The organism is Wenzhouxiangella psychrophila, from assembly GCF_042310375.1.
Classification (GTDB): Bacteria; Pseudomonadota; Gammaproteobacteria; order Xanthomonadales; family Wenzhouxiangellaceae; genus Wenzhouxiangella.
Map to the genome: position 1 here is coordinate 52,381 of NZ_JBHJMQ010000003.1, position 23,787 is coordinate 76,167.

Consider the following 23,787-nt stretch of genomic DNA (forward strand, 5'->3'; position numbering starts at 1 on the left):
CGCCTTAGCGCCTTTGCGAGAACAAACCGAGCTTTGAATTGGCATTACAGCACCCCCTTGGTCGACGGGGTGCCCGAGCCGGTGCGGGCCAGGGCCGGCCGCAAGGCTCTCCCCACTCCTTTGAAACAGGCCTCCACCATGTGATGGGTGTTCTCGCCTTCGACCTTGACGTGGATGGCACAGCGCAAAGCCTGGGCCAGGGAGGCGAAGAAGTGTTCGACCATTTCGGTGTGCAGGCCGCCGACCGACTCGCGCGGGAAATCGGCGTCGAAGACGATGGCAGGGCGGCCGGACAGGTCGACGGCGACTTGCGCCAGCGACTCATCCATCGGCAGCAGGAAGCCGTAGCGGCCGATGCCGCTGCGATCGCCGAGCGCCTTGTCGAGTGCGGCGCCCAGCGCCAGCGCGCAGTCCTCGACGGTGTGGTGTTCGTCGACCTCGAGATCCCCTTTGCATTCCAGTGAAAGCGCGAAGCCGCCGTGGGCGGCGACCTGCTCTAGCATGTGGTCGAAGAAGCCGATGCCGGTCCCGATCGAGGACGGTCCCGCCGCGTCGAGGTCCACGCGAACCGCGATATCGGTTTCACGCGTTTTCCGCCGCACCTCGCCGATGCGCGCGGTTTGGAGCAGTGCGCGGGCGACGCCCGGCCAGTCCAGGCCATCGGTACCGATGCGAAAACCGCGCAGTCCCATGTTGCCGGCCAGCTCCAGGTCGGTTTCGCGGTCGCCGATGACGGCCGATTGTTCCCGGTCGAGTTCGGGGTCGCGCAGGTAGTCGAGCAGCATGCCGATACCCGGCTTGCGGGTGGGCGCGTTGTCTTCGGGCAGGGTCGAGTCGATGTGTATGGCGTCGAATGTGATGCCCTGGCTTTCCAGGATCTGCAGCAGCAACGCTTGCGGCCCGCGGAAGTCGGCTTCGGGAAAGGCCTCGGTGCCCAGGCCATCCTGGTTGCTGACCATGACGAAGCGGAAGCCGGCGTCCCTGAGCTTCAGCAGCGCCGGAATCACGCCCGGCATCAGCCGGAACTTGCCGAGGGAATCGACCTGCTCGTCTTCGGGCTCTTCGATCAGGCAACCGTCGCGGTCGATGAAAAGAATCTTTTTCATGGCTTCCAGGCCTGCAGAAATTCGATAAAGGTGGTGTTTTCTTCGGGCGTGCCCAGGGTAATGCGCACGCAGTTGGCCAGACCCGGCTGGCTGGACTGATCGCGCAGGCGAATGCCGCCGGCTGCCGCGTCGCGCACCAGTTTGGCGCCGTCGTCGGCGCGAACGAGTACGAAATTGGCCTCGCCGGGCCACACGCGCCGGATCGATGCGTGTGCCTCGAGCGCCTGGACCAGGCGGCGCTTGTCGTCCATCAACAGGTCAAGCTGTTCGCGCCGGGCGGCGACGGACTCGGGTTCGAGTACGGCCTCGGCGGCCGCTACCGCCGGGGTGGGCAGTGGATAGGGCGGGATGATGCGCCGCAGCAGTTCGATCACCTCTGCTGATGCAATCAGCGCACCGAGGCGGCAGCCGGCCAGTCCGAAGGCCTTCGACAGGGTGCGCAGCACGACCAGATTGGGCTGCTGCTGGACCCGCGTGGCCAGCGACGGGCGCTCGGAAAATTCGATGTAGGCCTCGTCGAGCACGACCAGGCCTTGCTCGGCCCGCTCCCGTGCCAGCGCAAGCACGGTTTCAGCCGCCAGGCCGTTGCCGGTTGGGTTGTTGGGTGAGCACAGGAACAGCAGTTTTGCCGGCGCGGCCGCGGACAGGCCCTCGAGATCGAGCTCGAAGTCTTCCGCGGTCTCGATCAGCGGGACTTCCTGCAATCTCGCGCCCTGGATGCGCGCCGACAGCGCGTACATGCCGAAACACGGCGGGCAGGTGATCACGCCGTCCTGGCCTGGGCGGACGAAAACGCGGTTGAGCAGGTCGATGCCCTCGTCGCTGCCGCGGGTCAACAGCAGGTTTTGTTCGTCGATTCCGTAATACTTTGCCAGCTTGTGCTTGAGCGCGGCCGGTTGCGGTTCGGGATAGCGGTTGAGTGCCAGGCCGGCATCGCCTTCCGGCGGCCAGGGGTTTTCGTTGGCGTTGAGCAGGATGCCGGCGCTGTCGGCCAGGGCCCGCGCCGAGGCATAGGGTTGCAGGGCCCGGATTTCCGCGCGTGCCAGGTCGGCGATGCTCATTCCGATGTCTCCACGAGCCGATCGAGTCGCATCTGGATGGCCAGGCGGTGAGCGTCGAGGCCTTCGTGCGCGGCCAGCCGCGCACCATCCGGCCCCAGCGTGCGCAGGCCCTCGGGCGTGGCTTCCTGCACCGTCATACGGCGCATGAAGTCGGTCAGCGACAGGCCGGCGTATGAGCGCGCCCAGCCGCCGGTCGGCAGCACGTGGTTGGTGCCGGAGATGTAATCGCCCAGGGCCTCGGGCGTGTAGTGGCCGAGGAAGACCGAGCCGGCGCTGGTGATGTCGTTACACAGTTCGCGTGCATTGTCCGTGGCGATGATCAGGTGTTCCGGAGCGTAGTCATTGGCGACCCCGACCGCCTCGGCGAGCCGTTCGACGACGATGACGGCGCCGTGTTCGAGCGCCCGGCCGGCGGTTTCGGCGCGCGGCAGTTTGGCGCTGAGGCGTTCCAGGGAAGAGACGACGTCGCGGGCGAGCACCGCGGAGTCGGTGACCAGGAAGACCTGCGAGTCCGGACCGTGCTCGGCCTGGCTGAGCAGGTCCATGGCGATAAAGTCGGCTTCGGTCGACTCGTCGGCGATCACCATCACTTCCGACGGACCGGCGGGCAGGTCCATGGCCGCGCCGGCGGGATCCTGTGCAGCCTGGCGCTTGGCTTCGGCCACGAAACGGTTACCCGGGCCGAACACGCGCACGACCTTCGGGACCGATTCAGTGCCGTAGGCCATGGCCGCGACAGCCTGCGCCCCGCCGGCGACCAGCACGGTATCGATCTCGAGGCGATGGGCGATATAGCGCACCGCGGCGTCGGCGCGGCCGTCCGCGCCCGGCGGCGTGGCAAGAACGATCTTGCGGCAACCGGCCAGCCGGGCCGGTACGCCCAGCATGACGGCGGTCGAGGGCAGCGGGGCGGTACCAGCGGGCACGTACAGGCCGACCGGATCGAGTGCGCGCCAGCGCGCCTCGCAGGTTACGCCCTTCGCGGTTTCGACGACCAGGTCTTGCGGACGGGCCGCTTCGTGGAAACGCGTGACGGTGCCGATGGCGGTGTCGATAGCGCCGACCAAGGCCGGGTCCAGCTCTTCCCCGGCCGAGTCCAGGTCTGCGTTCGAGGCGAGCAGTCGTTCCGGTGCGCGGCCGTCGAACGTTCGGCCATAGTCCAGGACGGCCCGGTCGCCATCGCGGCGCACCGTCTGCATGATGGCCTCGACGCTGTCGCGCAGTTCGGCGGTGGTTTCCAGGGCCGGACGCGCAAGCAGTCGCTCGCGTTCTGGCTGCTCGAGCTCGTTCCAGGCGACGATTGTCATGACAAACTTCATGCCAGCATCTTCTCCACGGGCAGCACCAGCACGGCCGAAGCGCCGGCGGCCTTGAGCTCCTCGAGGTGTTCCCAGAACACTTGCTCGGTGCAAACGGCGTGCACCGCGACGCGGTCGTCCTGGCCTTCCAGCGGCAGGATGGTGGGCGACTCGGCGCCGGGCAGGATCGACGAGATCTCGGCCAGGCGCGATCGCGGGGCGTGCAGCATCACGTACTTGGTCTCGGCGGCCTGCTGAACGCCCTGGATGCGGGTGAGCAGCTTGGCCAGCAGGGTCTCGCCTTCGTCGTCGATTCTCTGCGGGCAGCGATAGAGCGCGGCCTGGCTGGTCATGACCGGCTCGATCGCTTTCAGGTGGTTTGCCCTGAGCGTGGTGCCGGTGGAGACGAGGTCGACGATGGCGTCGGCGGTGCCGAGGCTGGGTGCGATCTCGACCGCGCCGTTGAGCATCACGATGTCGGCCTCGACGCCGTTGTCTTCGAGAAAACGGCGGGTGAGCTGCGGATAGCTGGTGGCCAGGCGCTTGCCGGCTAGGTCGGCGATGGAAGTCGCCGTCGAGTCTTCGGGCACGGCGAGTTTGAGCTGGCAATGGCCGAAATCGAGCGCCCCCAGGCTTTCGAGCTTCACGCCGGGCCTGCCCTGGCGCGCTTCCAGCAGTTTTTCCTCCGCCACGTTTTCGCCGACGATGCCGAGCTGGCACACGCCCTCGATCAGCAGGCGCGGAATGTCGTCGTCACGCACCAAAAGCAGGTCGACGGGCAGGTTGCGGCCGTACCAGAACAGCTTGTCCTTGCTGCGCGCGAAATGCAGGCCGGAGCGCTCGAGCAGGTTGAGCGACTTGTCGGCCAGGCGGCCGGACTTCTGGATAGCGATCTGTATACGGTTCATTAGAAACTCTTTGTTATCGATTCAATTTCGGTGGTTTCGTCTTTGACCAAAGCACGAAATCCGAAGCACCAAATTCGAAGGAAATCCGAAATTCCAAATCCGAAACAACCACCGTTCAGGCTCGTTTCCATATTTCATGCTTCGAGCTTGTTTCGGATTTGGTGCTTCGGATTTCGAATTTGCGTTGCGCGCCTTCTTTTCATTTCCCGCCGTGCTTTATGCGTTCGAGAGCCATGCGGTACCCACCATTGCCATTCTCCAGGTAGCGCGCAACGCGTCCGATGGTTGTCACACTCACGCCGGTCAGGTCGTGGATCTCGCGGTAGGGCTTGCCCTGGTCGAGATAGCGCACCACGCGCCAGCGGTCGACCAATGCCTCCAGCTCGGCCGGGGTGGTCAGGTCCTTGAGCAGGGCGCGCATTTCTGCGGGCGTGCGCATGGCCATCAGCGCCTCGGCCAGGCTGGAACGGGCGGCGCGGTTGGCCTGCATGTGTTGTGGTTCGTGCTGTTTCATGTCCGATCAATGTAATAACATGCTATTACATTAACATGATCATGTGAACATGCCAACAAGTCTGGCAATCCGGCAGGAAGGTGGAGAGTCTGAAGGCGTTGATGCGTTGCAGGGGTGGGTGACGAAATTCGTCAGCCGCGACCATAGCCGTCGGGATCGCGGCGATAGGGCTCTCGCTGGTAATCGCGCAGCTTGCGGGCTCGGCAGGTGGTCAGGTGACGGTCGCGCTCCTCCACGCGCTGGTAGGCGCGGCGCGGCGCGGCGCGCAGCGCCCAGCGGTAATGAACTTCCCAGTCCAGGGTCCAGCGCTGGCCGGTAAAGCCGCAGACCATCTCGCGGGCCTCCTGGGCCTGGCGCATGGATTCATTGGCGTACCAGTAGGCCAGCCGATGCTGCGGGTGCTCGAGACGAAAATACTCGCTTGACGGCGGCCAGCCGTGCTGGCCGAGCGGCGGGCGCGCCAGGCTTTCGTTGCCGGCCATCAGGGCCATCAGTGCGGCCCCAAGAATCAGGGGCGCGAAACCGGAGATCGAGAGAACACGATTCATGTCAGCATTATCCGCTCGTCCACTGAACCCATTCTGAACTTCTAACTTGCCGGTGGCGTGGGGTCGATCCTGCCGGGCCTGCGCCAGCGAGCACGAAGCGTGATCCACAGTACGCCGCCGAGCACCAGCGCGCCCCCCGTGAGCAGGCGCGGCCCGGGCCGGTCCCCCCAGAACAGAATGCCGAGCAAGACGGCGAGAATCGGCACGAGCAGGAGATAGGGGGTGATCCGGTTGACCTCGTGTCGCTGGATCAGCCAGTAGAAGCCTCCGTGGCCGATGATCGAGGCGGCCACGGCCGAATAAGCGACCGCGAACCAGACCTCCGGACTTTCCGTCGTGAGACGCACTACGTCAGACGGGGTCTCAAGCAATATTGCAAGCAGTCCCAGGGGCGGGAGCGAGAGCAATGCATTCCATGCCTGGAAGCTGAAAACCCCGATCCCCTTGATCCGGCGCATCAGGATGGTGCCGGTCGCCAGCGACAGGGCGGAGCACAATACCAGGGCCATGACGTCGAGCTGTGCGAGGACGAGTGGATCCAGCCCCATGACGAGTACGCCGCCGAAAGCGACCAGAATGCCGCTGGTGGTGCGCCAGCCGATGCGTTCGCCCAGCAGCAGTACCGCCATCAGGGTCGCAAGCGGGACGTAAATCTGCATCAACAAGGCAATCGAGGAAACGTCCTCCGAGCGCCCTAGCGCCAGAAAGACCAGGCCGAAGTGAATCGCCCCCATGCACCAGCAGCAGGCCAGCAGGGTCAACCACTGGTCGCGCTGGGGCACCCGAAGGAATGGGATGAGCAATACCAGAACCAGGGCGAAGCGCACGACCGTGAACGTTACCGGCTCGAGAATGCGGACCGCCCAGGCGGCGGCAAGGAAATTGCCCGCCCAGAGCAGGCAGATAAACAGCAGAAAAGCGAAATGACGGGCGGGCATGGCGGGAATTGCGGCTCAGCGGCGGACTATTGTGCCCACGAATGACGCTGGATGTCAGACGGTGGACGAAAACTGTCACTTGTCGGGTAGAAATTGCCCAAAAAACACTTGTCAGACGCAAAAAAGGCGGTTTATCCCGGTTTGGCACGGCTCCTGCATGTATGTCAGTGAACGCAAATACTGACACAAGGTGCCACCCATGGCAGAACAAATCCGAGCCGCCGAACAGGAACAAGACGTGGAACTGGCCGACCACGGTGACGAAAAAGGATTCGACAACCTGCTTGCCGACGAAGTCGTCGTCGAGTGGCTGATGCAGCTGGAGCAGGAACAGAACCTGCGCGCTGTCGCCGGCTGAAAGCCGGCACCCGACCAGAATTCGGGAAGGGGAACCCGCGGTGCATTTCGATGCACCTGCCTAGCCGGCCAGCCGCATCGGCCGGATGCCGACGCCCGCCTTCACGGTGGGCGTTTGCTTGTCTGCTAGTCTCATAGCCTGAATGCAATCTGCATTGCTGCCAGGGCAATCAATACATGGAATTATGGGTCGCTTTACTGGGCTGTGGCGCCGTCATGCTCGTCCTCTGGCTGTGGCAGATTCGCTCCAAACGCGCCGACTGGGTGGATGCAGCGTGGGCACTGTTGATCGGCCTGCAGGCGATTGCCTTTGCAGTCGTCGGTGATGGGGCCGTCGAAAAACGCTTGCTGGCCGTATTGCTGGCTGCCATTTGGTCCAAGCGGCTCGCCGCTCACCTGATCCGGCGCCTGGCCGCCCAGGATGAGGAGGACGGGCGTTACCAGGCGATGCGAGCGCACTTCGGTCAACGCGCAAACCTGTTCTTTTTCTTCTTCTTTCTGGTGCAGGCGGTCGTCGCCTGGTTGTTCGCACTGCCCGCCTGGGTGGTCGCCAATGATCCGTCTCCCGCGCTCAATGGCTGGGTGATCGCAGGCGTCGCGATCTGGTTTGTCAGCCTGGCCGGAGAATCGCTGGCTGACCGACAGCTTGCCGCCTTCAAGGCCGATGCCGCGAATCGGGGCAAGGTCTGCCGCGCCGGGTTGTGGCGCTATTCTCGCCATCCCAACTACTTCTTCGAATGGCTGCACTGGTTCAGCTACCCGCTGGTCGCCATGGGCGCGCCCCACCAGTGGCTGGCCTGGCTGGGGCCGGTGGTGATGCTGTTGTTCCTGTACCGCGTTTCGGGGATACCCTACACCGAGAAACAGTCGCTGAAATCGCGCGGCGACGCCTACCGGGAGTACCAGCGAACGACGTCACCCTTTGTTCCGTGGCCGCCGAAGGAATAGGTTAGGTTTGAGCGCTTGCGGGCGCTTTGTGTGGCCGGGGCGCCGTTCTTGCTGTTCGTAACTAGTGAATAGTGAATAGTAAATAGTAAATAGAAAAGACAGCTCTCGACCCACTGTCGCTTGGCTCTTTTCCCTATTTTCTTCTCTCTATTCACGAAAGACCAATCGCCCCGCACACGATTGCAAGGGCTGACAACCTCCCGCGTCAGGGCAACTCCGCCCGACCGAGGTAATTGGTATCCGTCCCGAACCAGATGCTGTTCGTCTCGGCGTCGAAGACCATGTGGCGCACGGTGCCGCCGCCGCTGGGGACTTCGCCCATGGCGAAGAAAGACTCCGTTTCCGGATCGAAGCCGACGAAGCGGTTGGGATCCTGCCAGGTTTCCACGAACCAGACTCGGCCCTTGTCGTCGGCGGCCATGGCGTAAGCCCCTGACTTGTCCTCTCCGGGCATGCGCCACTCGGTGATCTCCCGGCTTTCGGGATCAAGGTGGCCCAGATAACCCTTGTTGTAGTCGCCGTAATAAAGTCCCGTGTCTGTCAGAGCCAGGCGTCGTGGGCGCGCATCTTCGCGCGGTAGTTCAATCTCGGTCAGTTCGAACGATTCGGCGTCGACGCGGCCCAGTTTGTTGGTGCCGAACAGGGCGACCCAGGCGTTGTCATTGTCGTCGAGCACGATGCCGTAGGGCCGTGAGCGCTTCTCACTGACGCCCACCAGCTCGATTTCGCCGCTGTCGCGGTCGTAGCGGCCGATGTGATTGCTCCACTGCGAAGTGAACCAGATCCGACCGCTGGAGTCCTCGATCAGGGTGTGTGGATCGGCGGCGCGCTCTTCGGGGGTTGCGACCTGCTCGATATCGCCCGATTCCGGATCGAGCTTCCCCAGGTGTGCCGCGCGATTGCCCGCGTACCAGATCTCCTGGTCTTCGGTCACGATCACGTTGTGCGGTCCGGCGCCCTCGGGCAGATCGTATCGCTTGAAATCTTCCGTATCCGGGTCGAAAACGGCAACGTAGTCGTCGCCCTGCCCGACGAACCAGATGCGGTCGTCCGCGGCGACGTCGGGATCCCGCGGGCGGCTGGACTCCCACGGAACCTGCCATTCGCGGATTTCGACTTCGGCAACGGACTCGTCGTCCTGCGCTACCGCTCCGGTGCTCATGAGGGCGATCAACAAGGGAATCAGGAAGTTGCGCATATCGGGTCTCCTGCCAGTTCCGTCTATCGGTCCATCATACACACGCCCGTGGCTGGACAATCAAGTCGATCGACCTACCCCGACGTGAAGATCAGCTTTGGCCGGTTGTAGAGCGTGCCGGCCACTGCGGCCAGGAGGCCGGCCAGTGCCGAGGTCGTGCCAATGGACAGTCCGAACCAGGCCCAGTTGACCGCTTCGCCGCGGACCAGCTCGAGTATCAGCACGTTCTGGCTCAGAAGCGGGATCAGTGTCATCCAGGTCTCGGCTCGGCTGGGATCGATCAGGATCCAGAAGCTCGGGATCATGGGAATGAGGACGACCATGCCCATGTAGCTCTGCGCCTCGCGGAAGCTCTTGGCGAACGAGGCCAGGATGGTCAGGAGCGCGGCGGCCAGAAGGGCGGCGGGGGCGACCAGCAGGAAGGCCAGTGCGGCAACCCGGAAATCGAGGTTGAGTGCCACGTCCATGGCGGCAACGGGGAGGAAGCCCATGGCGTAGACGAAAGCCACGAGACCCAGTGCCAGGGTGGCAAGCGCAAAGAAAGTCGTCGCGCAGAGCTTGCCGGTCATGATCTGCCAGCGCGGCAGCGGATTGATCAGCAGCGGCTCGAGCGATTTGCGTTCGCGCTCGCCGGCGGTGGTGTCGATGGCCATGTGCATGGAGCCCATGAACACCGTGATCAGGATGAAGTAAGGCAGGAAGGCCAGCACGGCGCCGCCGCGTGATTCGGGCGTGGACAAGTCGGTGACCTTGGCGTTGATCGGCCGGGTGACTTCCGGATGCACACCCCGCAACTGCAGCCGTAACTGGCTGATCTGTTGGCTGTAGCCGTTGAGGTAGGAGCGCACCCGGCTGATTGTGGTGCCGGTGTAGCGCCGTGACTGGTCGGCAATGATCTCCACGGTGGCCGGCCGGCCCGCTTCCCAGTGCTCGGCGAAGTCCGGGCCGATGCGCAGGATGACTTCCTCGTCCTCATTGCGCACGGCGGCCTCGGGCTCTTCCGGCGGCTCCTCGATCTGCACGCCTCGACGCTCAAGAAAGCCAACCAGGTTGGGGGCATTTTCGGCGCCGATGACGGGCAGTTCGAGCTGGGACTCCGCGCGCTCGGCCGCCTGGCTGGCCATGAAGGAAATCATGACTGCGAAGATCACCGGCCCCATCAGCGGGCCGATGACCAGGGTGTTGAGGATGACCCGCCGGTCTCGGAAATTGTCGAGCAGTTCCTTGAAGAAAACGGCGTTCATGCGAGCAGTCCTTCGGCGGATCCGATGAGTTTGACGAAGGCGTCTTCGAGGTTGGCCTCACCCGAGCGGGCCAGCAGTTCGTCGGCCGTGCCTTCGGCGGCTACCTTGCCGTCGGCGATGATGACGATGCGATCGCACAGGGCGGCGACCTCCTGCATGATGTGCGTCGATAAAACCACGCAGCAGCCCTTCGCTTTCAACTGGCGCAGGAATTCGCGCAGCGCGCGAGTGGTCATCACATCGAGTCCGTTGGAGGGCTCATCGAGCAATACGGTGCGCGGGTCGTGAATCAATGCCCGGGCGATGGCGACCTTGACGCGCTGGCCCTGGGAGAAACCGGTGGTGCGACGGTCAATGAACTCGTCCATCCCCAGGATGCCGACCATCTCGTCGATGCGGCGCTCGATGTCGGCCTTTCCCAGCCCGTGCAGCTTGCCGTAGTAGCGGATGTTTTCGCGCGCGGTCAGACGGTCGTAGAGACCGCGCGAATCCGGAACGACCCCGAGCGCGCGCTTGATCGAAAGCGGCTGCTCCTGCGGGTCGATCCCGTCGACGCGCATGTGGCCCGACTCCGGGCTCAGCAGGGTATAGAGCATGCGCAGCGTGGTGGTCTTGCCCGCGCCGTTGGGGCCGAGCAGGCCCGTGATCTCACCGTCGCGAGCGGTAAAGCTGATGTTGTCGACGGCAACGACCTTGCCCTTGTTGAAGGTCTTGCGGAGATTGTTGGCTTCGATCATGGCGCCGGTCCGAGCAGGTCGAGGAAAAAGGGTTCGTGGCCAATGCGGTCCATGCACTCGATGTCGAGCCCGCCCATGCTGGCCTCGCGCACGAACTCCGTAGCGATCGAGCTCATGCAGGGGTTGGTCAGCACGATATGCCCGCGGCCGTCCGCCACCAGGTGGCGGCTGTCGGAATATTGCTCGGCGGCCTCCTCACCGTATTCCGGCGGTGTGACCGGGTCGAGCTCGCCGGACAGCAACAGCACCGGCACGTCGGCGTCGAAGGGCTGGTGGAAATCGGCGGGTGTATCACCGACCGGCCACCAGTCGCAGACCTGCTCGTAGATCTCGGTCATGCTGTCGCCCAGCAGGGTTTCGGACTGATCGACGTCTTTTGGCCAGACCGGCCAATCCTCGCTGCAGCCGACGGCGAAATTCAGCCCGATCGCGATCATGTCGTTCATTTGATCTGAGACGATCATCGCCTGGCTCGCCAGCCGCGCCGGGCTGCCCGTGCTGGCCGCCTCGTGCACCAGGTAGGGAATCATCATTTGAGATTCCGGGTTGTAGGCGAGAAACCGCAGCGCCCCGGCCAGCACATCGCGGGTGAAGCGCAGGTCGATGCCTTCGCCGGTGCGGGGATGCGTGACGACGATATCCGGACCGTCCTCCCGATAGCGCGCCTTGAGCTCGGCAAAGGCTTCACTCAGACGGGGGAACGTGGCGGCGCAGTCATCATCGTTCGAGCAGTCCCCGAACAGTTTTTCGAGCGCGCGGTCGAGCATCACGGCGTGCTCGGATCCAAGGGCCAGTCGCGTGGGCACAACACCGTCGAGTACTACGCTGCGAACGCGCTCCGGGTAGTTGCGCAGGTAGACCTGGGCCATGCGGGTGCCGTAGGAGCCCCCAACGAGGTTGAGCGACTCGAAACCGTAGGCTTTACGCAGGGCCTCCAGGTCGGCCGCACCCTGGGGGGTCGTGTAGAGGCGAACGTCCGCATCCCATTCATCGAGGCAGTTGCGCAACTGCTGGTTGACCTCGTCCCAGTCGGGTTCCAGCCAAAGCTCGCCCTGGTCGTCGAAGCTGCATTCCAGCGCGTTCGAACCGCCGGTGCCGCGCTGGTCGAGGAAGATCAGATCGCGCTCGCGATTGAGCTCGCGCAGTGCCGATTGCACGATCGGCAACGCGTCGCGCGCCGACTGTCCCGGACCGCCGGCCAGGAATACGACCGGGTCGGCCAGCGCGTTACTGGCCCGGGCCTGCTTGACGGCAAACGCAAGTTCCAGCTGCCGGCCTTCCGGCTGTTCGGGGTTTTCCGGCACGCTGAGCGTGCCGCAAAGCGCGCTGGCGGTCAGCCGCCCGCCGGCCGCCGAGAGCTCACACTTGTTCAGGTTGCCCCAGCGATCCTTGGCCTGATCAGCCTCGGCTGCTGCGGGCGCTGAGGCCAGCATGCACAGAATGGCGCAAACAACCGATTGAAATCCGAATTTGATTCCCACGTGATTGGACCCAAAATGTGAATAGCCCGGCACGACAGGCCGGGATCAGCCTGCTATTCTGCCCTGTTGATCGCTCGAAACCAATAGATTGTCATGAATGCGCTGGAAGTTCGCGACCTCAGGAAGGTCTACCGAAACGACGTTGTCGCCCTGAGGGGCGTGAACCTGACGGTAAAGGAAGGGGATTTCTTTGCCCTGCTCGGCCCCAACGGAGCCGGCAAGTCGACCCTGATCGGCATCGTCAGCTCGCTGGTCAATGCCACCTCCGGCGAGGCGAAGGTGTTCGACATCAGCGTTCGCAAGAATCGCTCCCGTGCCATGGCACAGATCGGCCTGGTGCCGCAGGAAGTCAACTTCAACCAGTTCGAAAAGCCCTTCGATATCGTCGTCAACCAGGGCGGATACTACGGGGTGCCACGCCGGCTGGCGCGCGAGCGCGCGGAGTACTATCTCAAGAAGCTCAGCCTCTGGGACAAGGCCTTCGGTCCGTCGCGCCAGCTCTCCGGCGGCATGAAGCGGCGCCTGATGATCGCCCGGGCGATGGTGCATGAGCCGAAGCTGCTGATTCTCGACGAGCCTACCGCCGGGGTCGATATCGAGATTCGGCGTTCCATGTGGAAATTCATCTCCGAGATCAACGCGGCCGGCACAACCGTCATTCTCACGACCCACTACCTGGAAGAAGCCGAAAACCTTTGCCACAACGTGGCGATCATCGACCACGGCGACATCATCGAGAACACCTCGATCAAGCATCTGCTGGGCAAGCTCCAGGTCGAGACCTTCGTGCTCGATTTGCGTGAACCGATCGAGACCGCTCCCGAGGTCGACGGTATCGAAATCATCAAGCGCGATGCCAGCACACTCGAGGCCAGTATTCCGAAGTCGCGCAGCCTCAACCGGCTATTCCGCGTGCTCGAAGAACAGGGCGTGGAAGTCATTTCCATGCGCAACAAGGCCAACCGCCTCGAGGAGTTGTTCATGCGCCTGGTGGGCATCGACGAGGATGCGGCATGAGTATCGAAGTTTCCGCGCAAAGCTACTGGATCGGCTACAAGACCATCCTGATCAAGGAGGTCACGCGCATCCTGCGCATCTGGCCCCAGACCCTGATTCCGCCCGTGATCACCATGACGTTGTACTTCGTCATCTTCGGTTCGATCATCGGCCGCCGCGTGGGCGAGATGGGGGGCATCGACTACATGGAGTTCATCGTGCCGGGCCTGATCATGCTGTCGGTGATCACCAACAGCTACGGCAACATCACCAGCTCGTTTTTCGGCGCCAAGTTCGGCAAGCACATCGAGGAGTTGCTGATCAGCCCGCTACCCCCGTGGATCATCCTGACCGGCTATGTCTCGGGTGCCATTTTCCGTGCCCTGGTGGTCGGCTTCCTGGTCTGGCTGGTGGCCGGTTTCTTTTCCGGCTTTTACATGCACAACATGGCAGTGACGCTGTCGATCCTGCTGCTGACGGCGATCGTCTTTGCGCTCGGTGGCTTCATCAACGCCATCTACGCGCAGAAATTCGACGATATCGCCATCATCCCGACCTTCGTGCTGCAGCCGATGACCTACCTCGGCGGCGTGTTCTTCTCCGTCGGCCTGCTACCCGGCGTCTGGGAGCAGGTGGCCTTGGGCAATCCCATCCTCTACATGGTGAATGCGCTTCGCTACGGGATGCTCGGCATTACCGACGTGTCGCTCGGGCTGGCCTACTTCATGATCCTTCTCTTCGGCGCAATCCTGGGTTCGGTCAGCCTGCTGCTCCTGTCCAGGGGTACGGGGCTTCGGACGTAGGCTCCCTCGCTAAATCTGGATGCCGCCGCCGGGGCTTCCCTGGCCGCCCATGCCGCCCATGCCGCCGAACTGACCGCCGCCTTCCTGGCCCGGGACCGTGATGGACGATTGCGCCTCGCGCTGCAGGCGCTTGAGTTCCTCGATCGTCTCCTCAACAGCCTTCTCCGCCGCTTCGGGGAACCCGGCCACGGCCTCGGATAGCGAGCCCACTTCCAGCTCGAAGGTAATCGGCAGCGCCCCGGCCGGGCTCATGACCTGCGTCTGGCCGATGTAGCGCACTGATCGTGATGAATCATCATCGCCGTCTGCAGTCACCGGCGTCAGGCGCTGGATGGTGCCCACGCTACGGTCGCTGAAAGTCTCTTCTCGATAAAGCGCGTCGCCGTCCATGCTCAACTGTTCTCGCATGCTGCTCTCGTTCATGCTGTTCTCCTGATCGGATTGATCGATTGGCTGGGTATCACTGGTAGTCGATGGTTGGGGCGCTGACGCGCCGATTCAAAGTGCGCACGTTGCGATCACGCCTTTAAGGGTCTAATGTAATTCGTGATGAATAACAAAACCTGCTCATTGCATCGCGAATCGCGTATCGGCCGGTGGCTGACGATGACCGCCGTGTTCATGCTCACCCTGGCGGCCTGGGCCCAGGATTCCGCTGACTCGGAATCGTCCGTCGTTCATGTCCTCGACGTTGAAGGGGCTATCGGACCGGCAACTCGCGATTATGTCGTTCGCGGCATCGAGGAGGCCGAATCGTCCGGCGCGGCCCTGGTGGTGTTGCGCATGGACACGCCCGGCGGCCTGGATGCGTCGATGCGCGACATGATCAAGAAGATGCTCAATGCCCGGGTGCCGGTGGCGACCTGGGTCGGACCGCCCGGTGCGCGTGCGGCCAGCGCGGGAACCTACATGCTCTACGCCAGTCACATCGCGGCGATGGCGCCGTCGACCAACCTGGGGGCGGCCACGCCCGTGCAAATCGGCGGTGGTGGCGGCGGAGGCGACCAGGAAGAGCCAGCCTCGCCCATGGAGCGGGCGCGTGATGCGCTCGAAGAGGAAGAGCAGTCTTCCGACGAGAATGGAGAAGACTCGGCAGAGGATTCGTCCGAAGCCGACGAACAGACCGACTCCGGGGAAGCGTCCGGTGGATCACAACCCGACGACGCGATGAGCAGAAAAGCCGTGGAGGACGCCGTCGCCTACATCCGTGGCCTGGCCGAGCGACACGGCCGCAATGCCGACTGGGCCGAACGGGCGGTGCGCGAAGCGGTCAGCCTCACCTCATCGCAGGCCGCCGAGATGAACGTCATCGACCTGGTCAGTCCGGATATTCCTTCGCTGCTCGAGACCATCGATGGTCGCGAGGTACGGATGGCCTCCGGCCCCCTCATCTTGAGCACCGCCGGAGCGGAGATCGTCGAGAAGGAGCCAGACTGGCGCAACCGATTCCTGAGCGTGCTGACCAACCCCACTCTGGCCTACCTCCTGCTGATGATCGGCATCTACGGCCTGATCCTGGAAGGCTACAACCCGGGTGCGCTGGTGCCGGGCGTCATCGGCGGCATCTGCCTGTTGCTGGCGCTCTATGCCTTCCAGATTCTGCCGGTGAACTATGTCGGGCTGGCCTTGATGCTGCTCGGCTTCGCGTTGATCGCCGTGGAGTTGTTCGTGCCCTCGCTGGGCATCCTCGGAATTGGCGGCGTGGCCGCCGTGGTCGTCGGCTCGATCATCCTCATGGACAGCGACATCCCCGGCATGGGCATCAACACCGGGATCATCGCTGCCATGGGCCTGGCCTCGGCGCTGGTGTTTCTGGCCATCATCTACTTCGCCGCGAAGGCCTTCCGGCGGCCGCAAACCGCCGGGCGCGAGGCGCTGCCCGGCCACCTTGCCGAGGCAATCAGTGATTTTCGCGACGGTGAGGGACGCGTCCACCTCGAGGGGGAGGACTGGAGCGCTCGATCCGAACACGCGATTGCGAAGGGCCAGACGGTCGAAGTCATCGCCATTGAAGGCCTGGTCCTGAAAGTACGACCCACCGAATCTTCCTAGAGGAGCGACGCCATGAGTCTCGACTATATTTCTTTTCTCGGCACCGGCCTGGTCCTGCTGGTCCTGCTGGTTGCCAACACGATCAAGATCCTGCGCGAGTACGAACGCGGCGTGATCTTCACGCTCGGTCGCTTCTACATGGTCAAGGGGCCGGGCCTGATCATCGTCATTCCCTTCGTCCAGCAGATGGTGCGCGTCGACCTGCGCACCGTCGTCATGGACGTGCCGACCCAGGACGTGATCTCGCAGGACAACGTCTCGGTCAAGGTCAACGCGGTGGTCTACTACCGCGTGATCGATCCGGAAAAGGCGGTCATCAACGTCGAGCGATTCATGGACGCGACCAGCCAACTGGCCCAGACGACCCTTCGCTCGGTGCTGGGCAAGCACGAACTCGACGAAATGCTGGCCGAGCGCGACAAGCTCAACGCGGATATCCAGGAGATTCTCGATCGTCAGACGGACGGTTGGGGCGTGAAAGTGAGCAACGTCGAGATCAAGCACGTCGACCTCGACGAGTCGATGATTCGCGCTATCGCCAAGCAGGCCGAGGCCGAACGCCAGCGTCGCGCCAAGGTGATCCACGCCGATGGTGAACAGCAGGCGTCAGAAAAGCTGGTCGAGGCTGCCGCCAAGCTTGCCGAGGCCCCGGGCGCGCTGCAGCTGCGCTACATGCAGACCCTGACCGAGATTGGCGGCGAGCAGAACTCGACCATCATCTTCCCGATGCCGCTCGACTTCGTGAAGCCCTTCCTGGGCGTGATGGATGCTCTCGGCGGCGAGAAGAAGAAGGACTGAAAGGGCGATGCCCGCGGGGTTGTTCGGGTTCCCGATTTAGGGGACCCGTTAACGCTTCGGCAATGGCCCGGCCTGGAAATTCTCAATTTCCAAGCACCAATTCACAAACAAATCTCAATGACCGAATTTTCAATGACCAAAACGAATCGGGGCGCTTCGAATGCCTGAGGTCATGTTTCGATCATTCGGACATTGAAACATTGGTCCTTGTTTGAGAATTGGTGCTTGGTACTTGGACATTTAGTAGCCCTGAAGCCATCGGCCGCATGGCCAATCGATCCAGCTTCAAGGCGCAGTTGAAAAGTCAGCGCCGTCGGCGGGTCGCCGTTGGCTGGCCTCAGTCATCCCACTCGGGTGACAGTGCATCCGGCTTGCAGATACGACGCTTTTTCTCCAGACCGGCGATACGCTCCTGGTCGGCCTCGCTGAGCTGGAAGTCGAAGATGTCGAAGTTGGTTGCCGCGTGGTGCGGATTGGAAGTGGCCGGAATGGCGGCAACCCGATCCTGCTCGACCAACCAGCGCAGCGCGACCTGCGCGGCCGTCTTGCCGTACTGCTCGCCGATGTCCCACAAAACCGGGTCATTGACCGTGCGCGCCTTGGCCAGCGGCATGTAGGCGGTCAGGATGAGGTTGTGGCGAGCCAGTACCCGGCGCAGCCTGTCCTGGCCCAGGTAAACGTGGTATTCGACCTGGTTGGTGGCCAGCTGGCCCTCGCCGCAAAAAGCCACGGCCTGTTCGGTCTGATCGATGGTGAAATTGCTGATCCCGATCTGGCGGGTCAGGCCGTCGCGCCGGGCGCGCATCAGCGCTTCGAGCGTGGGATTCATCCCGTGACCGCCGAACACCGGCCAGTGCAGCAACAGCAGGTCCACGTAATCGGTCTGAAGCCGCTTGAGGCTGCCCTGAACCGAGCGGATCAGCGCCGACGGTTCGTACTGGTCGACCCACACCTTGGTGGTAATGAACAGGTCCTCGCGGCGCAACCCCACGCGCTTGATGGCGCGACCGACCGCCGATTCGTTGCGGTAAATCTGGGCCGTGTCGATGTGGCGGTAGCCCAGCTCGAGGGCGTGCGGCAGGATTTCCTCCACCGTCGCTTCGTCGAGCTCGAAAGTGCCGAAGCCCAGGGCGGGCATGTTGACGCCGTTTGCCGCGATTGTCGGCACATCGTTCATGAGTTTTCCCCTTCTTCCAGATAGCGGTCTTTCAGGCGCACGTAGTGGTGTGCCGAATAGCGCAGCATTTCCAGCTCGCGCTCGGACAGCTCGCGAGCCGCTTCGGCCGGGCGCCCCCGATACAGCCAGCCCGAGGACAACTCCTTGCCGGGGCTGACCAGGCTGCCGGCGGCAAGCATCACATCCGGAGCGATCCTGGCGCCGTCGAGCACCAGCGCACCCATGCCGATCAGGCAGCGATCACCGATACTGCAGGCGTGCAGGATGGCACCGTGACCGACCGTGATGTCGGCTCCCAGCTCCAGCGGCAGGCCGCCCGGCGTGTAGGGGCCGTCGTGGGTGACGTGGCAGATCGCACCGTCCTGGATATTGGTGCGCGTGCCGACCCGGATGACGTTCACGTCGCCGCGAAGGACTGCGCCGGGCCAGATCGAGACGTCATCGGCCAGTTCGACCTGGCCGATGACGCTTGCGGCCGGGTCGATCCAGACGCGTTCTCCGAGAGTGGGTTTCGAGCCCTGCCAGGCCCGTAGGTTGCGATTCACGGCGTGATTCCCTCGCGATCTTATGCACATCGTCATCCCGCTGTAAAAGAAACAGTGGTTTAACGCGCTTTAACTGCTCCTGAGTCTATGATCTTGTTTTAAGGCATTGATTAACAACGTTTTATTTGAGTGCCGAAAAACTGCCCAATCTGCTCCCTTTCCGGCGATGACAGGCCTTCGGCGCCTTCTTCCCGGACTTGTTCACATACTTTTCCACAGGCTCTGTGGATAACCTTGCGGTCACAATGCCCCCGGGCCTCGTTACAATACCTGCTGTTTCCGCAGTTTGGCAAAACATGCGCGCCCACATCGAGGAATTGATCAGCCAGGCCCTGGGCTATCTCAAACGCGAGGGCCAGCTGCCCGCGGATATCGCCCCCGCCATCGAGATCGAACACACCCGCGATCGCAGCCACGGCGACTACGCGAGCAATATCGCAATGGTACTGGCCAAACCGGCCTCCATGCCACCACGTGAACTGGCCGAGAAGCTCCGGGAGCGTCTGCCCTCTTCCAAGCGCGTAGCGCGGGTGGAAGTGGCCGGCCCCGGTTTTCTCAACTTCTTCGCCAGCAGCCACTATCTCAAGGTGGTGCTGCGCGACATCCTGGCCCAGGGCGACCGCTACGGCCGCGCGCCCGAGGGCAGCCGCGAGGACATCCTGATCGAATTCGTCAGTGCCAACCCGACCGGCCCGCTCCACGTCGGGCACGGGCGTGGAGCCGCATATGGCGCCAGCCTGGCCGGCATTCTCGGGGCCGCCGGCCATCGTGTGCACCGGGAGTATTACGTCAATGACCACGGTCGCCAGATGGATATCCTGGCCGTCTCGGTCTGGCTTCGCTATCTTGAACTCAGCGGCGAAAAAGTCGGCTTTCCGGACAACGGTTATCGCGGCGATTACATCTACGATATCGCGCGCGAAGTGCGTGAGCGCCACGGCGACGATCTTCGTCATCCGGGCATGAGGGTCGCCGAGGGCCTTCCCGAAGACGCCCCGGATGGTGACTCGGAAAAGCACGTCGACGCGCTGATTGCCCGCGCCCGGGAATTGCTCGGCGAGCAAGGTTACGAGGCCTGCTTCAAGGCCGCCCTCGAGACCATGGTCGAAGACATTCGTGGCGACCTGGCCGCATTCGGCGTCAAGTTCGAGCGCTGGTTTTCCGAGCGTGAACTGGAATCGAGCGGGGCGCTGGCGCGTGCCCTGGAAAAGCTCGATCGGCAAGGCTGGCTCTATGAAAAGGATGGCGCGACCTGGTTCAAGGCCACCGAGCTCGGCGACGACAAGGATCGCGTGGTGGTGCGCGAAAACGGCCGCACCACCTATTTCGCCTCCGATGTGGCCTACCTGCTCGACAAGCTGGACCGCTGCAGTGGTACCTCCCTGTATGTCTTCGGCGCCGACCATCACGGTTACGTGCCGCGCCTGAAGGCGGCCGCGGCCGGATTCGACGAAGATCCCGATCGCCTGGAGTTCCAGCTCGTCCAGTTCGCCGTGCTCTACCGCGGCGGCAAGAAGGTGCAGATGTCGACCCGTTCGGGCAGCTTCGTGACCCTTCGGGAGCTGCGCGAGGAGGTGGGCAACGACGCGGCGCGCTACTTCTACGTCATGCGTTCGCACGAACAGCACCTCGACTTCGATCTCGACCTGGCCAAGTCCCGGGCCAACGAAAACCCCGTCTACTACATCCAGTATGCGCACGCGCGCATCATGAGCGTCTTCCGCGAACTCGACAGCCGCGGCCTTCGCCACAACCAGGCCATCGGGGAGGTCGCCGTCGAGCGCCTCGAGGCCGAGCACGAGCAGGAACTGCTGCGCATGGTCGGTCGCTTCCCGGAGCTGATCGAGTCCGCCGCGCGCCAGCGGGCGCCGCACGTGCTCGCCCACTACCTGCACGACCTCGCCGGGGCTTTCCACTCCTGGTACAACGCGACCCCCTTCCTGGTCGACGACGAGGACCTGCGCAACGCCCGCCTCAACCTGGTGGCCGCGGTCGGTCAGGTTCTGCGAAACGGTCTCGACCTGATCGGCGTGTCCGCGCCGAAGGAAATGTAGGGTGGCCCGGCGTCAGGCAAAACGGAGCGGTTCCGCAGCTGCCGGCGGGCTGCTTACCTTCGGCGCCGGCCTGGTTAGCGGGCTGGTCCTCGCCACGCTGGCCTGGCTGGGCGGTTATCTGCCCGGGCGCGACGATGGCCAGGAAACGGCACAGCCATCCGGCCGCGATGAACCACCGATTGCCGAGGAAGTGGCCGGCGAGCGTAGCCGCCAGTACGACTTCTTTACCGTCCTGCCCGAGCGGGAAGTGGTCGTGCCCCAGGAAGAAATCGCCGAGCGCGCGCGTGAGCGAGACAGCGAGGCGGCCAGCCAGGGACCCTACGTCCTGCAGGTCGGCTCATTCCGCTCCGGCGAGGATGCCGAGAGCCAGCGCGCCAAGGTGACCCTGCTGGGGCTGGAGGCCAGGGTGCAGTCGGTCACCGTCGACGACGTGACCTGGCACCGTGTGCGCGTGGGGCCCTTCGACAGTGCGCGTGAGGCCGACGGTGCCCGGCGGCGGCTCGTCGACAACGGCTTCGAGGCCATGGTGCTCAAGGGCGGATGACGGCCGACTCGCATGCGGCCCTGGTCCTGCCCGGCGGTGGCGCGCGCGGCGCCTACCAGGTGGGCGTACTCAAGGCCGTGGCCGAACTGCTCCCAGACCGCAGAACGCCTTTTCCGATCATTACCGGCACGTCCGCGGGTGCGATCAACGCCGCGGTCATGGCCAGCCATGCCGAGGACTTTGCCGACGGTGCGATGCGGCTGGAACACTTCTGGGGAAATTTCCGCTGCCACCACATCTATCGCACCGGCTGGCTGCACAACCTGGGTTGCGGCCTGCAATGGCTTGCCTCGATGACACTCGGCGGCCTCGGTGTGGGCAATCCGAGATCGCTGCTCGACAATCAACCGCTGGGACAGCTGCTCGCGCGCGAACTGGATGTGGCAGGTATCGAGCGGGCCGTGGAAAGCGGATTGCTGAAGGCCCTGATGGTGACCGCCTCCGGCTACACGTCCGGGCGCGCCGTGACGTTTTTCCAGGCGGGGGAATCGATCGAGGGATGGCAGAAGGGCAAGCGCATCGGCCGCCGTGCGGCCATTCACCCCGATCACCTGCTGGCGAGTTCGGCTCTGCCGCTGCTGTTTCCGGCCACGCGTATCGGACATGAGTACTTCGGCGACGGCGGCATGCGCCACACCACCCCGCTGAGCCCGCCGATCCGCATGGGCGCCGAGCGCATGTTGATCATCGGCACACGCGATGAGCGCCCCGACCCGGAACCCGCCGAGGACGTGCGTTATCCCTCGCTCGGCGATATCGGCGCCTACCTGCTCGACGTCATCTTCATGGACTATCTCAACAACGACCTGGCACGGCTCGAGCGAATCAACCGCACCCTCGAACAGGTGCCCGACGAGGGTCGTGACCTGACTGGCCTGCGGCCGATCGAGACGCTGCTGATCCAGCCTTCGAGAGACGTCCGGGAAATCGCGATGCGTCACCGTCACCGCGTTCCGGCCAGCGTGCGCACCCTGCTCAAGGGCGTGGGCGCCTGGGGCGGCAGCCGGCTGGCGAGCTACCTGCTGTTCGAGGCGGAGTACTGCCGCGAACTCATCGACCTGGGCTACCGCGACGGCCTGGCCGAGGAAGAGCGCATACGGGTGCTATTGGGCGCGGACTGATTTGGCACTTGACCCGAAAGTCCCGGGCCTTACCGTTGTTTCACTCTTGCTCGAATCGATCGGCGAAGATTTGGCTGTCGAACACCAGTACGCTGCCGTCGCTTCGAGTGAGATAGAGGTTGCCGACTTCGTCCTCGCCAAATCCGACCAGGCCGAAGCCCAGAGTGTCGAATTCAAGCACTTCCCAATCGCCGGCACCCACCTCTTCGGCAAACCACACCCGGCCGCTACAGTAGTCGCCGAAAACGTAGCGGCCTTCCAGCGAAGGGATCGGGCCGCGGTAGCGATAGCCGCCGGTGACTGAACAGTTGTCGCCGGCGTTGGGATATTCGTGGACCGGCGCATGATGTGGCGTCAACGTGCATTCCTGCGTGGTCGAGCCGCGCTCGTAGCTGGCCTCGCAGAGCTTCCAGCCGTAATTGTCGCCGCCGGAGTTGCCGGCCCGTTCCAGGTCGATTTCCTCCCAGGTGTTCTGGCCGACGTCGCCGATCCAGACATCTCCGGTGGCGCGATCGAAACTGAAACGGTAGGGGTTACGAAAACCGTAAGCCCATATTTCACCGCAGTGGTTAGCTTGGCCGGCGTAAGGATTGTTTCCGGGCACGGCATAGGCGGCCGAACCATCGCCGGAAGCCGCGCATAGGTTGTTGGGGCCGGCAGCGGTGGTGGAGTCGACGTCGATGCGCAGCATCTTGCCCAGCAACGCTTTTTCCGCGGTGGTCTCGTGGCTGCCGCACTCGGTCACCAGGTCAGCCGGATCGAGGGTCTGTGCCCGGTTGCAGGGATCATTGCCGCTGCCGCCGTCGCCCAGGCCGATCCACAAGTAGCCGTCGGGGCCGAAGTGCAGGTCGCCACCATTGTGGTTGCTGAAGTCCTGGGGGATTTCCAGGATCACGCGCTCGCTGGCCGGATCGGCCACGTTGTTATTGCCATCGCTGACGGTGAACTCGGCGATGCGGCTGATCATTCCGGTGCCGTTGTCCCAGGTGTAGTAGACGTAGAACCGGCCGTTACTCGCGTGGTCCGGATGGAATGCCAGGCCCAGCAGGCCACCTTCACCGGACAGGTCCACGGCGTGTTCGAAACTGTTCAGGAATGGCGTTGGCAGCTTGTTACCGGAAGCGTCGACGACGTGAATCGTGCCGCCGCGTTCGACCACGAACTTGCGCCCGCTTCCGTCACCGGCATGGCGCAATGCGACGGGTGTTGCAAAGGATTCGCCGTTGAAAGCCGACTCCAGGGTCACGTCGGGGGGGATCTGGGCGGCGGCCCCGGCGGCGAGAAAGGTCAGGCAGAGAAGCAGGTAGCGTTGAATAGGCATGGGTTCACCCGGGCGATCGGTTAACCCCTTGTCATTTG

The 23,787-nt window shown here is 63.6% G+C and carries 24 protein-coding genes; 9 read left to right on the plus strand and 15 right to left on the minus strand.

Annotation, left to right across the window (positions count from 1 at the left end; translation table 11 throughout):
• Nucleotides 1-44 precede the first annotated feature (44 nt).
• From hisB to ACDC66_RS04980, 7 genes are all read right to left on the minus strand, one after another.
• Entirely contained in the window at nucleotides 45-1,106 is a 1,062-nt protein-coding gene (gene hisB, locus ACDC66_RS04950) for a bifunctional histidinol-phosphatase/imidazoleglycerol-phosphate dehydratase HisB (protein WP_376695576.1), read from the minus strand.
• Nucleotides 1,103-2,167 carry a histidinol-phosphate transaminase gene (hisC, locus tag ACDC66_RS04955; protein WP_376695577.1) on the minus strand — a complete coding sequence of 355 codons (1,065 nt, stop codon included), beginning with the start codon at nucleotides 2,165-2,167 and terminating at the stop codon, nucleotides 1,103-1,105. The genes hisB and hisC overlap by 4 nt, the downstream gene beginning before the upstream one ends.
• Nucleotides 2,164-3,486: a histidinol dehydrogenase gene (gene hisD, locus ACDC66_RS04960; RefSeq protein WP_376695578.1), complete on the minus strand. Its 1,323-nt coding sequence runs from the start codon at nucleotides 3,484-3,486 to the stop codon at nucleotides 2,164-2,166. Before hisD ends, hisC begins: the two co-directional genes overlap by 4 nt.
• Nucleotides 3,483-4,373, minus strand: a complete 891-nt coding sequence (gene hisG / locus ACDC66_RS04965) for an ATP phosphoribosyltransferase (protein ID WP_376695579.1) — start codon at nucleotides 4,371-4,373, stop codon at nucleotides 3,483-3,485. Before hisG ends, hisD begins: the two co-directional genes overlap by 4 nt.
• Before the next feature lie 199 nt (nucleotides 4,374-4,572).
• On the minus strand, nucleotides 4,573-4,887 hold the full coding sequence (locus ACDC66_RS04970) for a YerC/YecD family TrpR-related protein (RefSeq protein WP_376695580.1): 315 nt from the start codon (nucleotides 4,885-4,887) through the stop codon (nucleotides 4,573-4,575).
• Nucleotides 4,888-5,018: 131 nt separating this feature from the next.
• The gene (locus tag ACDC66_RS04975) at nucleotides 5,019-5,435 is read right to left on the minus strand and encodes a hypothetical protein (RefSeq protein ID WP_376695581.1); all 417 of its coding nucleotides are present in this window, start codon (nucleotides 5,433-5,435) and stop codon (nucleotides 5,019-5,021) included.
• 41 nt (nucleotides 5,436-5,476) lie between these two features.
• A complete protein-coding gene (locus tag ACDC66_RS04980; protein ID WP_376695582.1) occupies nucleotides 5,477-6,373 on the minus strand; it encodes a DMT family transporter in 897 nt (298 codons plus the stop codon).
• A gap of 199 nt (nucleotides 6,374-6,572) precedes the next feature.
• Between ACDC66_RS04980 and ACDC66_RS04985 the strand changes: the two genes are divergently transcribed.
• Nucleotides 6,573-6,731: a hypothetical protein gene (locus ACDC66_RS04985; protein ID WP_376695583.1), complete on the plus strand. Its 159-nt coding sequence runs from the start codon at nucleotides 6,573-6,575 to the stop codon at nucleotides 6,729-6,731.
• Nucleotides 6,732-6,907: 176 nt separating this feature from the next.
• A complete protein-coding gene (locus tag ACDC66_RS04990; protein ID WP_376695584.1) occupies nucleotides 6,908-7,678 on the plus strand; it encodes a DUF1295 domain-containing protein in 771 nt (256 codons plus the stop codon).
• Nucleotides 7,679-7,883: 205 nt separating this feature from the next.
• On the opposite strand, the gene ACDC66_RS04995 is transcribed toward ACDC66_RS04990, so the two are convergent.
• From ACDC66_RS04995 to ACDC66_RS05010, 4 genes are all read right to left on the minus strand, one after another.
• Nucleotides 7,884-8,876 (minus strand): Vgb family protein, encoded by a 993-nt coding sequence (locus tag ACDC66_RS04995; protein WP_376695585.1) that lies wholly within the window; start codon nucleotides 8,874-8,876, stop codon nucleotides 7,884-7,886.
• A gap of 74 nt (nucleotides 8,877-8,950) precedes the next feature.
• Nucleotides 8,951-10,120 (minus strand): ABC transporter permease, encoded by a 1,170-nt coding sequence (locus tag ACDC66_RS05000; protein WP_376695586.1) that lies wholly within the window; start codon nucleotides 10,118-10,120, stop codon nucleotides 8,951-8,953.
• Complete coding sequence (locus ACDC66_RS05005) at nucleotides 10,117-10,857, minus strand: ABC transporter ATP-binding protein (protein ID WP_376695587.1); 741 nt, start codon at nucleotides 10,855-10,857, stop codon at nucleotides 10,117-10,119. The genes ACDC66_RS05000 and ACDC66_RS05005 overlap by 4 nt, the downstream gene beginning before the upstream one ends.
• Nucleotides 10,854-12,290 (minus strand): alpha/beta hydrolase, encoded by a 1,437-nt coding sequence (locus ACDC66_RS05010; RefSeq protein WP_376695588.1) that lies wholly within the window; start codon nucleotides 12,288-12,290, stop codon nucleotides 10,854-10,856. The genes ACDC66_RS05005 and ACDC66_RS05010 overlap by 4 nt, the downstream gene beginning before the upstream one ends.
• A gap of 141 nt (nucleotides 12,291-12,431) precedes the next feature.
• Between ACDC66_RS05010 and ACDC66_RS05015 the strand changes: the two genes are divergently transcribed.
• Nucleotides 12,432-13,355 (plus strand): ABC transporter ATP-binding protein, encoded by a 924-nt coding sequence (locus tag ACDC66_RS05015; protein WP_376695589.1) that lies wholly within the window; start codon nucleotides 12,432-12,434, stop codon nucleotides 13,353-13,355.
• The gene (locus tag ACDC66_RS05020; RefSeq protein ID WP_376695590.1) at nucleotides 13,352-14,137 is read left to right on the plus strand and encodes an ABC transporter permease; all 786 of its coding nucleotides are present in this window, start codon (nucleotides 13,352-13,354) and stop codon (nucleotides 14,135-14,137) included. The genes ACDC66_RS05015 and ACDC66_RS05020 overlap by 4 nt, the downstream gene beginning before the upstream one ends.
• Nucleotides 14,138-14,146: 9 nt before the next feature.
• Here ACDC66_RS05020 and ACDC66_RS05025 read toward each other — a convergent pair whose 3' ends face one another.
• Nucleotides 14,147-14,560 carry a hypothetical protein gene (locus ACDC66_RS05025; RefSeq protein ID WP_376695591.1) on the minus strand — a complete coding sequence of 138 codons (414 nt, stop codon included), beginning with the start codon at nucleotides 14,558-14,560 and terminating at the stop codon, nucleotides 14,147-14,149.
• Between the two features lie 126 nt (nucleotides 14,561-14,686).
• On the opposite strand from ACDC66_RS05025, the gene ACDC66_RS05030 reads away from it, so the two are divergent.
• Both ACDC66_RS05030 and ACDC66_RS05035 read left to right on the plus strand, forming a co-directional pair.
• Nucleotides 14,687-16,189, plus strand: a complete 1,503-nt coding sequence (locus tag ACDC66_RS05030; protein ID WP_376695592.1) for an NfeD family protein — start codon at nucleotides 14,687-14,689, stop codon at nucleotides 16,187-16,189.
• Nucleotides 16,190-16,201: 12 nt separating this feature from the next.
• A complete protein-coding gene (locus tag ACDC66_RS05035; protein WP_376695593.1) occupies nucleotides 16,202-16,987 on the plus strand; it encodes a slipin family protein in 786 nt (261 codons plus the stop codon).
• Nucleotides 16,988-17,324: 337 nt separating this feature from the next.
• Here the strand turns inward: ACDC66_RS05035 and ACDC66_RS05040 are convergent, their stop codons facing one another.
• On the minus strand, nucleotides 17,325-18,164 hold the full coding sequence (locus ACDC66_RS05040; protein ID WP_376695594.1) for an aldo/keto reductase: 840 nt from the start codon (nucleotides 18,162-18,164) through the stop codon (nucleotides 17,325-17,327).
• Entirely contained in the window at nucleotides 18,161-18,709 is a 549-nt protein-coding gene (locus tag ACDC66_RS05045) for a gamma carbonic anhydrase family protein (RefSeq protein ID WP_376695595.1), read from the minus strand. Before ACDC66_RS05045 ends, ACDC66_RS05040 begins: the two co-directional genes overlap by 4 nt.
• 296 nt (nucleotides 18,710-19,005) lie before the next feature.
• Between ACDC66_RS05045 and argS the strand changes: the two genes are divergently transcribed.
• The 3 genes from argS to ACDC66_RS05060 are packed head-to-tail and all read left to right on the plus strand — an operon-like array spanning nucleotide 19,006 to nucleotide 22,428.
• The gene (argS, locus tag ACDC66_RS05050; protein ID WP_376695596.1) at nucleotides 19,006-20,763 is read left to right on the plus strand and encodes an arginine--tRNA ligase; all 1,758 of its coding nucleotides are present in this window, start codon (nucleotides 19,006-19,008) and stop codon (nucleotides 20,761-20,763) included.
• Nucleotide 20,764: 1 nt separating this feature from the next.
• Nucleotides 20,765-21,307 (plus strand): SPOR domain-containing protein, encoded by a 543-nt coding sequence (locus ACDC66_RS05055; protein ID WP_376695597.1) that lies wholly within the window; start codon nucleotides 20,765-20,767, stop codon nucleotides 21,305-21,307.
• A complete protein-coding gene (locus ACDC66_RS05060; protein ID WP_376695598.1) occupies nucleotides 21,304-22,428 on the plus strand; it encodes a patatin-like phospholipase family protein in 1,125 nt (374 codons plus the stop codon). The genes ACDC66_RS05055 and ACDC66_RS05060 overlap by 4 nt, the downstream gene beginning before the upstream one ends.
• Before the next feature lie 40 nt (nucleotides 22,429-22,468).
• On the opposite strand, the gene ACDC66_RS05065 is transcribed toward ACDC66_RS05060, so the two are convergent.
• Complete coding sequence (locus ACDC66_RS05065; RefSeq protein WP_376695599.1) at nucleotides 22,469-23,749, minus strand: PQQ-dependent sugar dehydrogenase; 1,281 nt, start codon at nucleotides 23,747-23,749, stop codon at nucleotides 22,469-22,471.
• Nucleotides 23,750-23,787 lie beyond the last annotated feature (38 nt).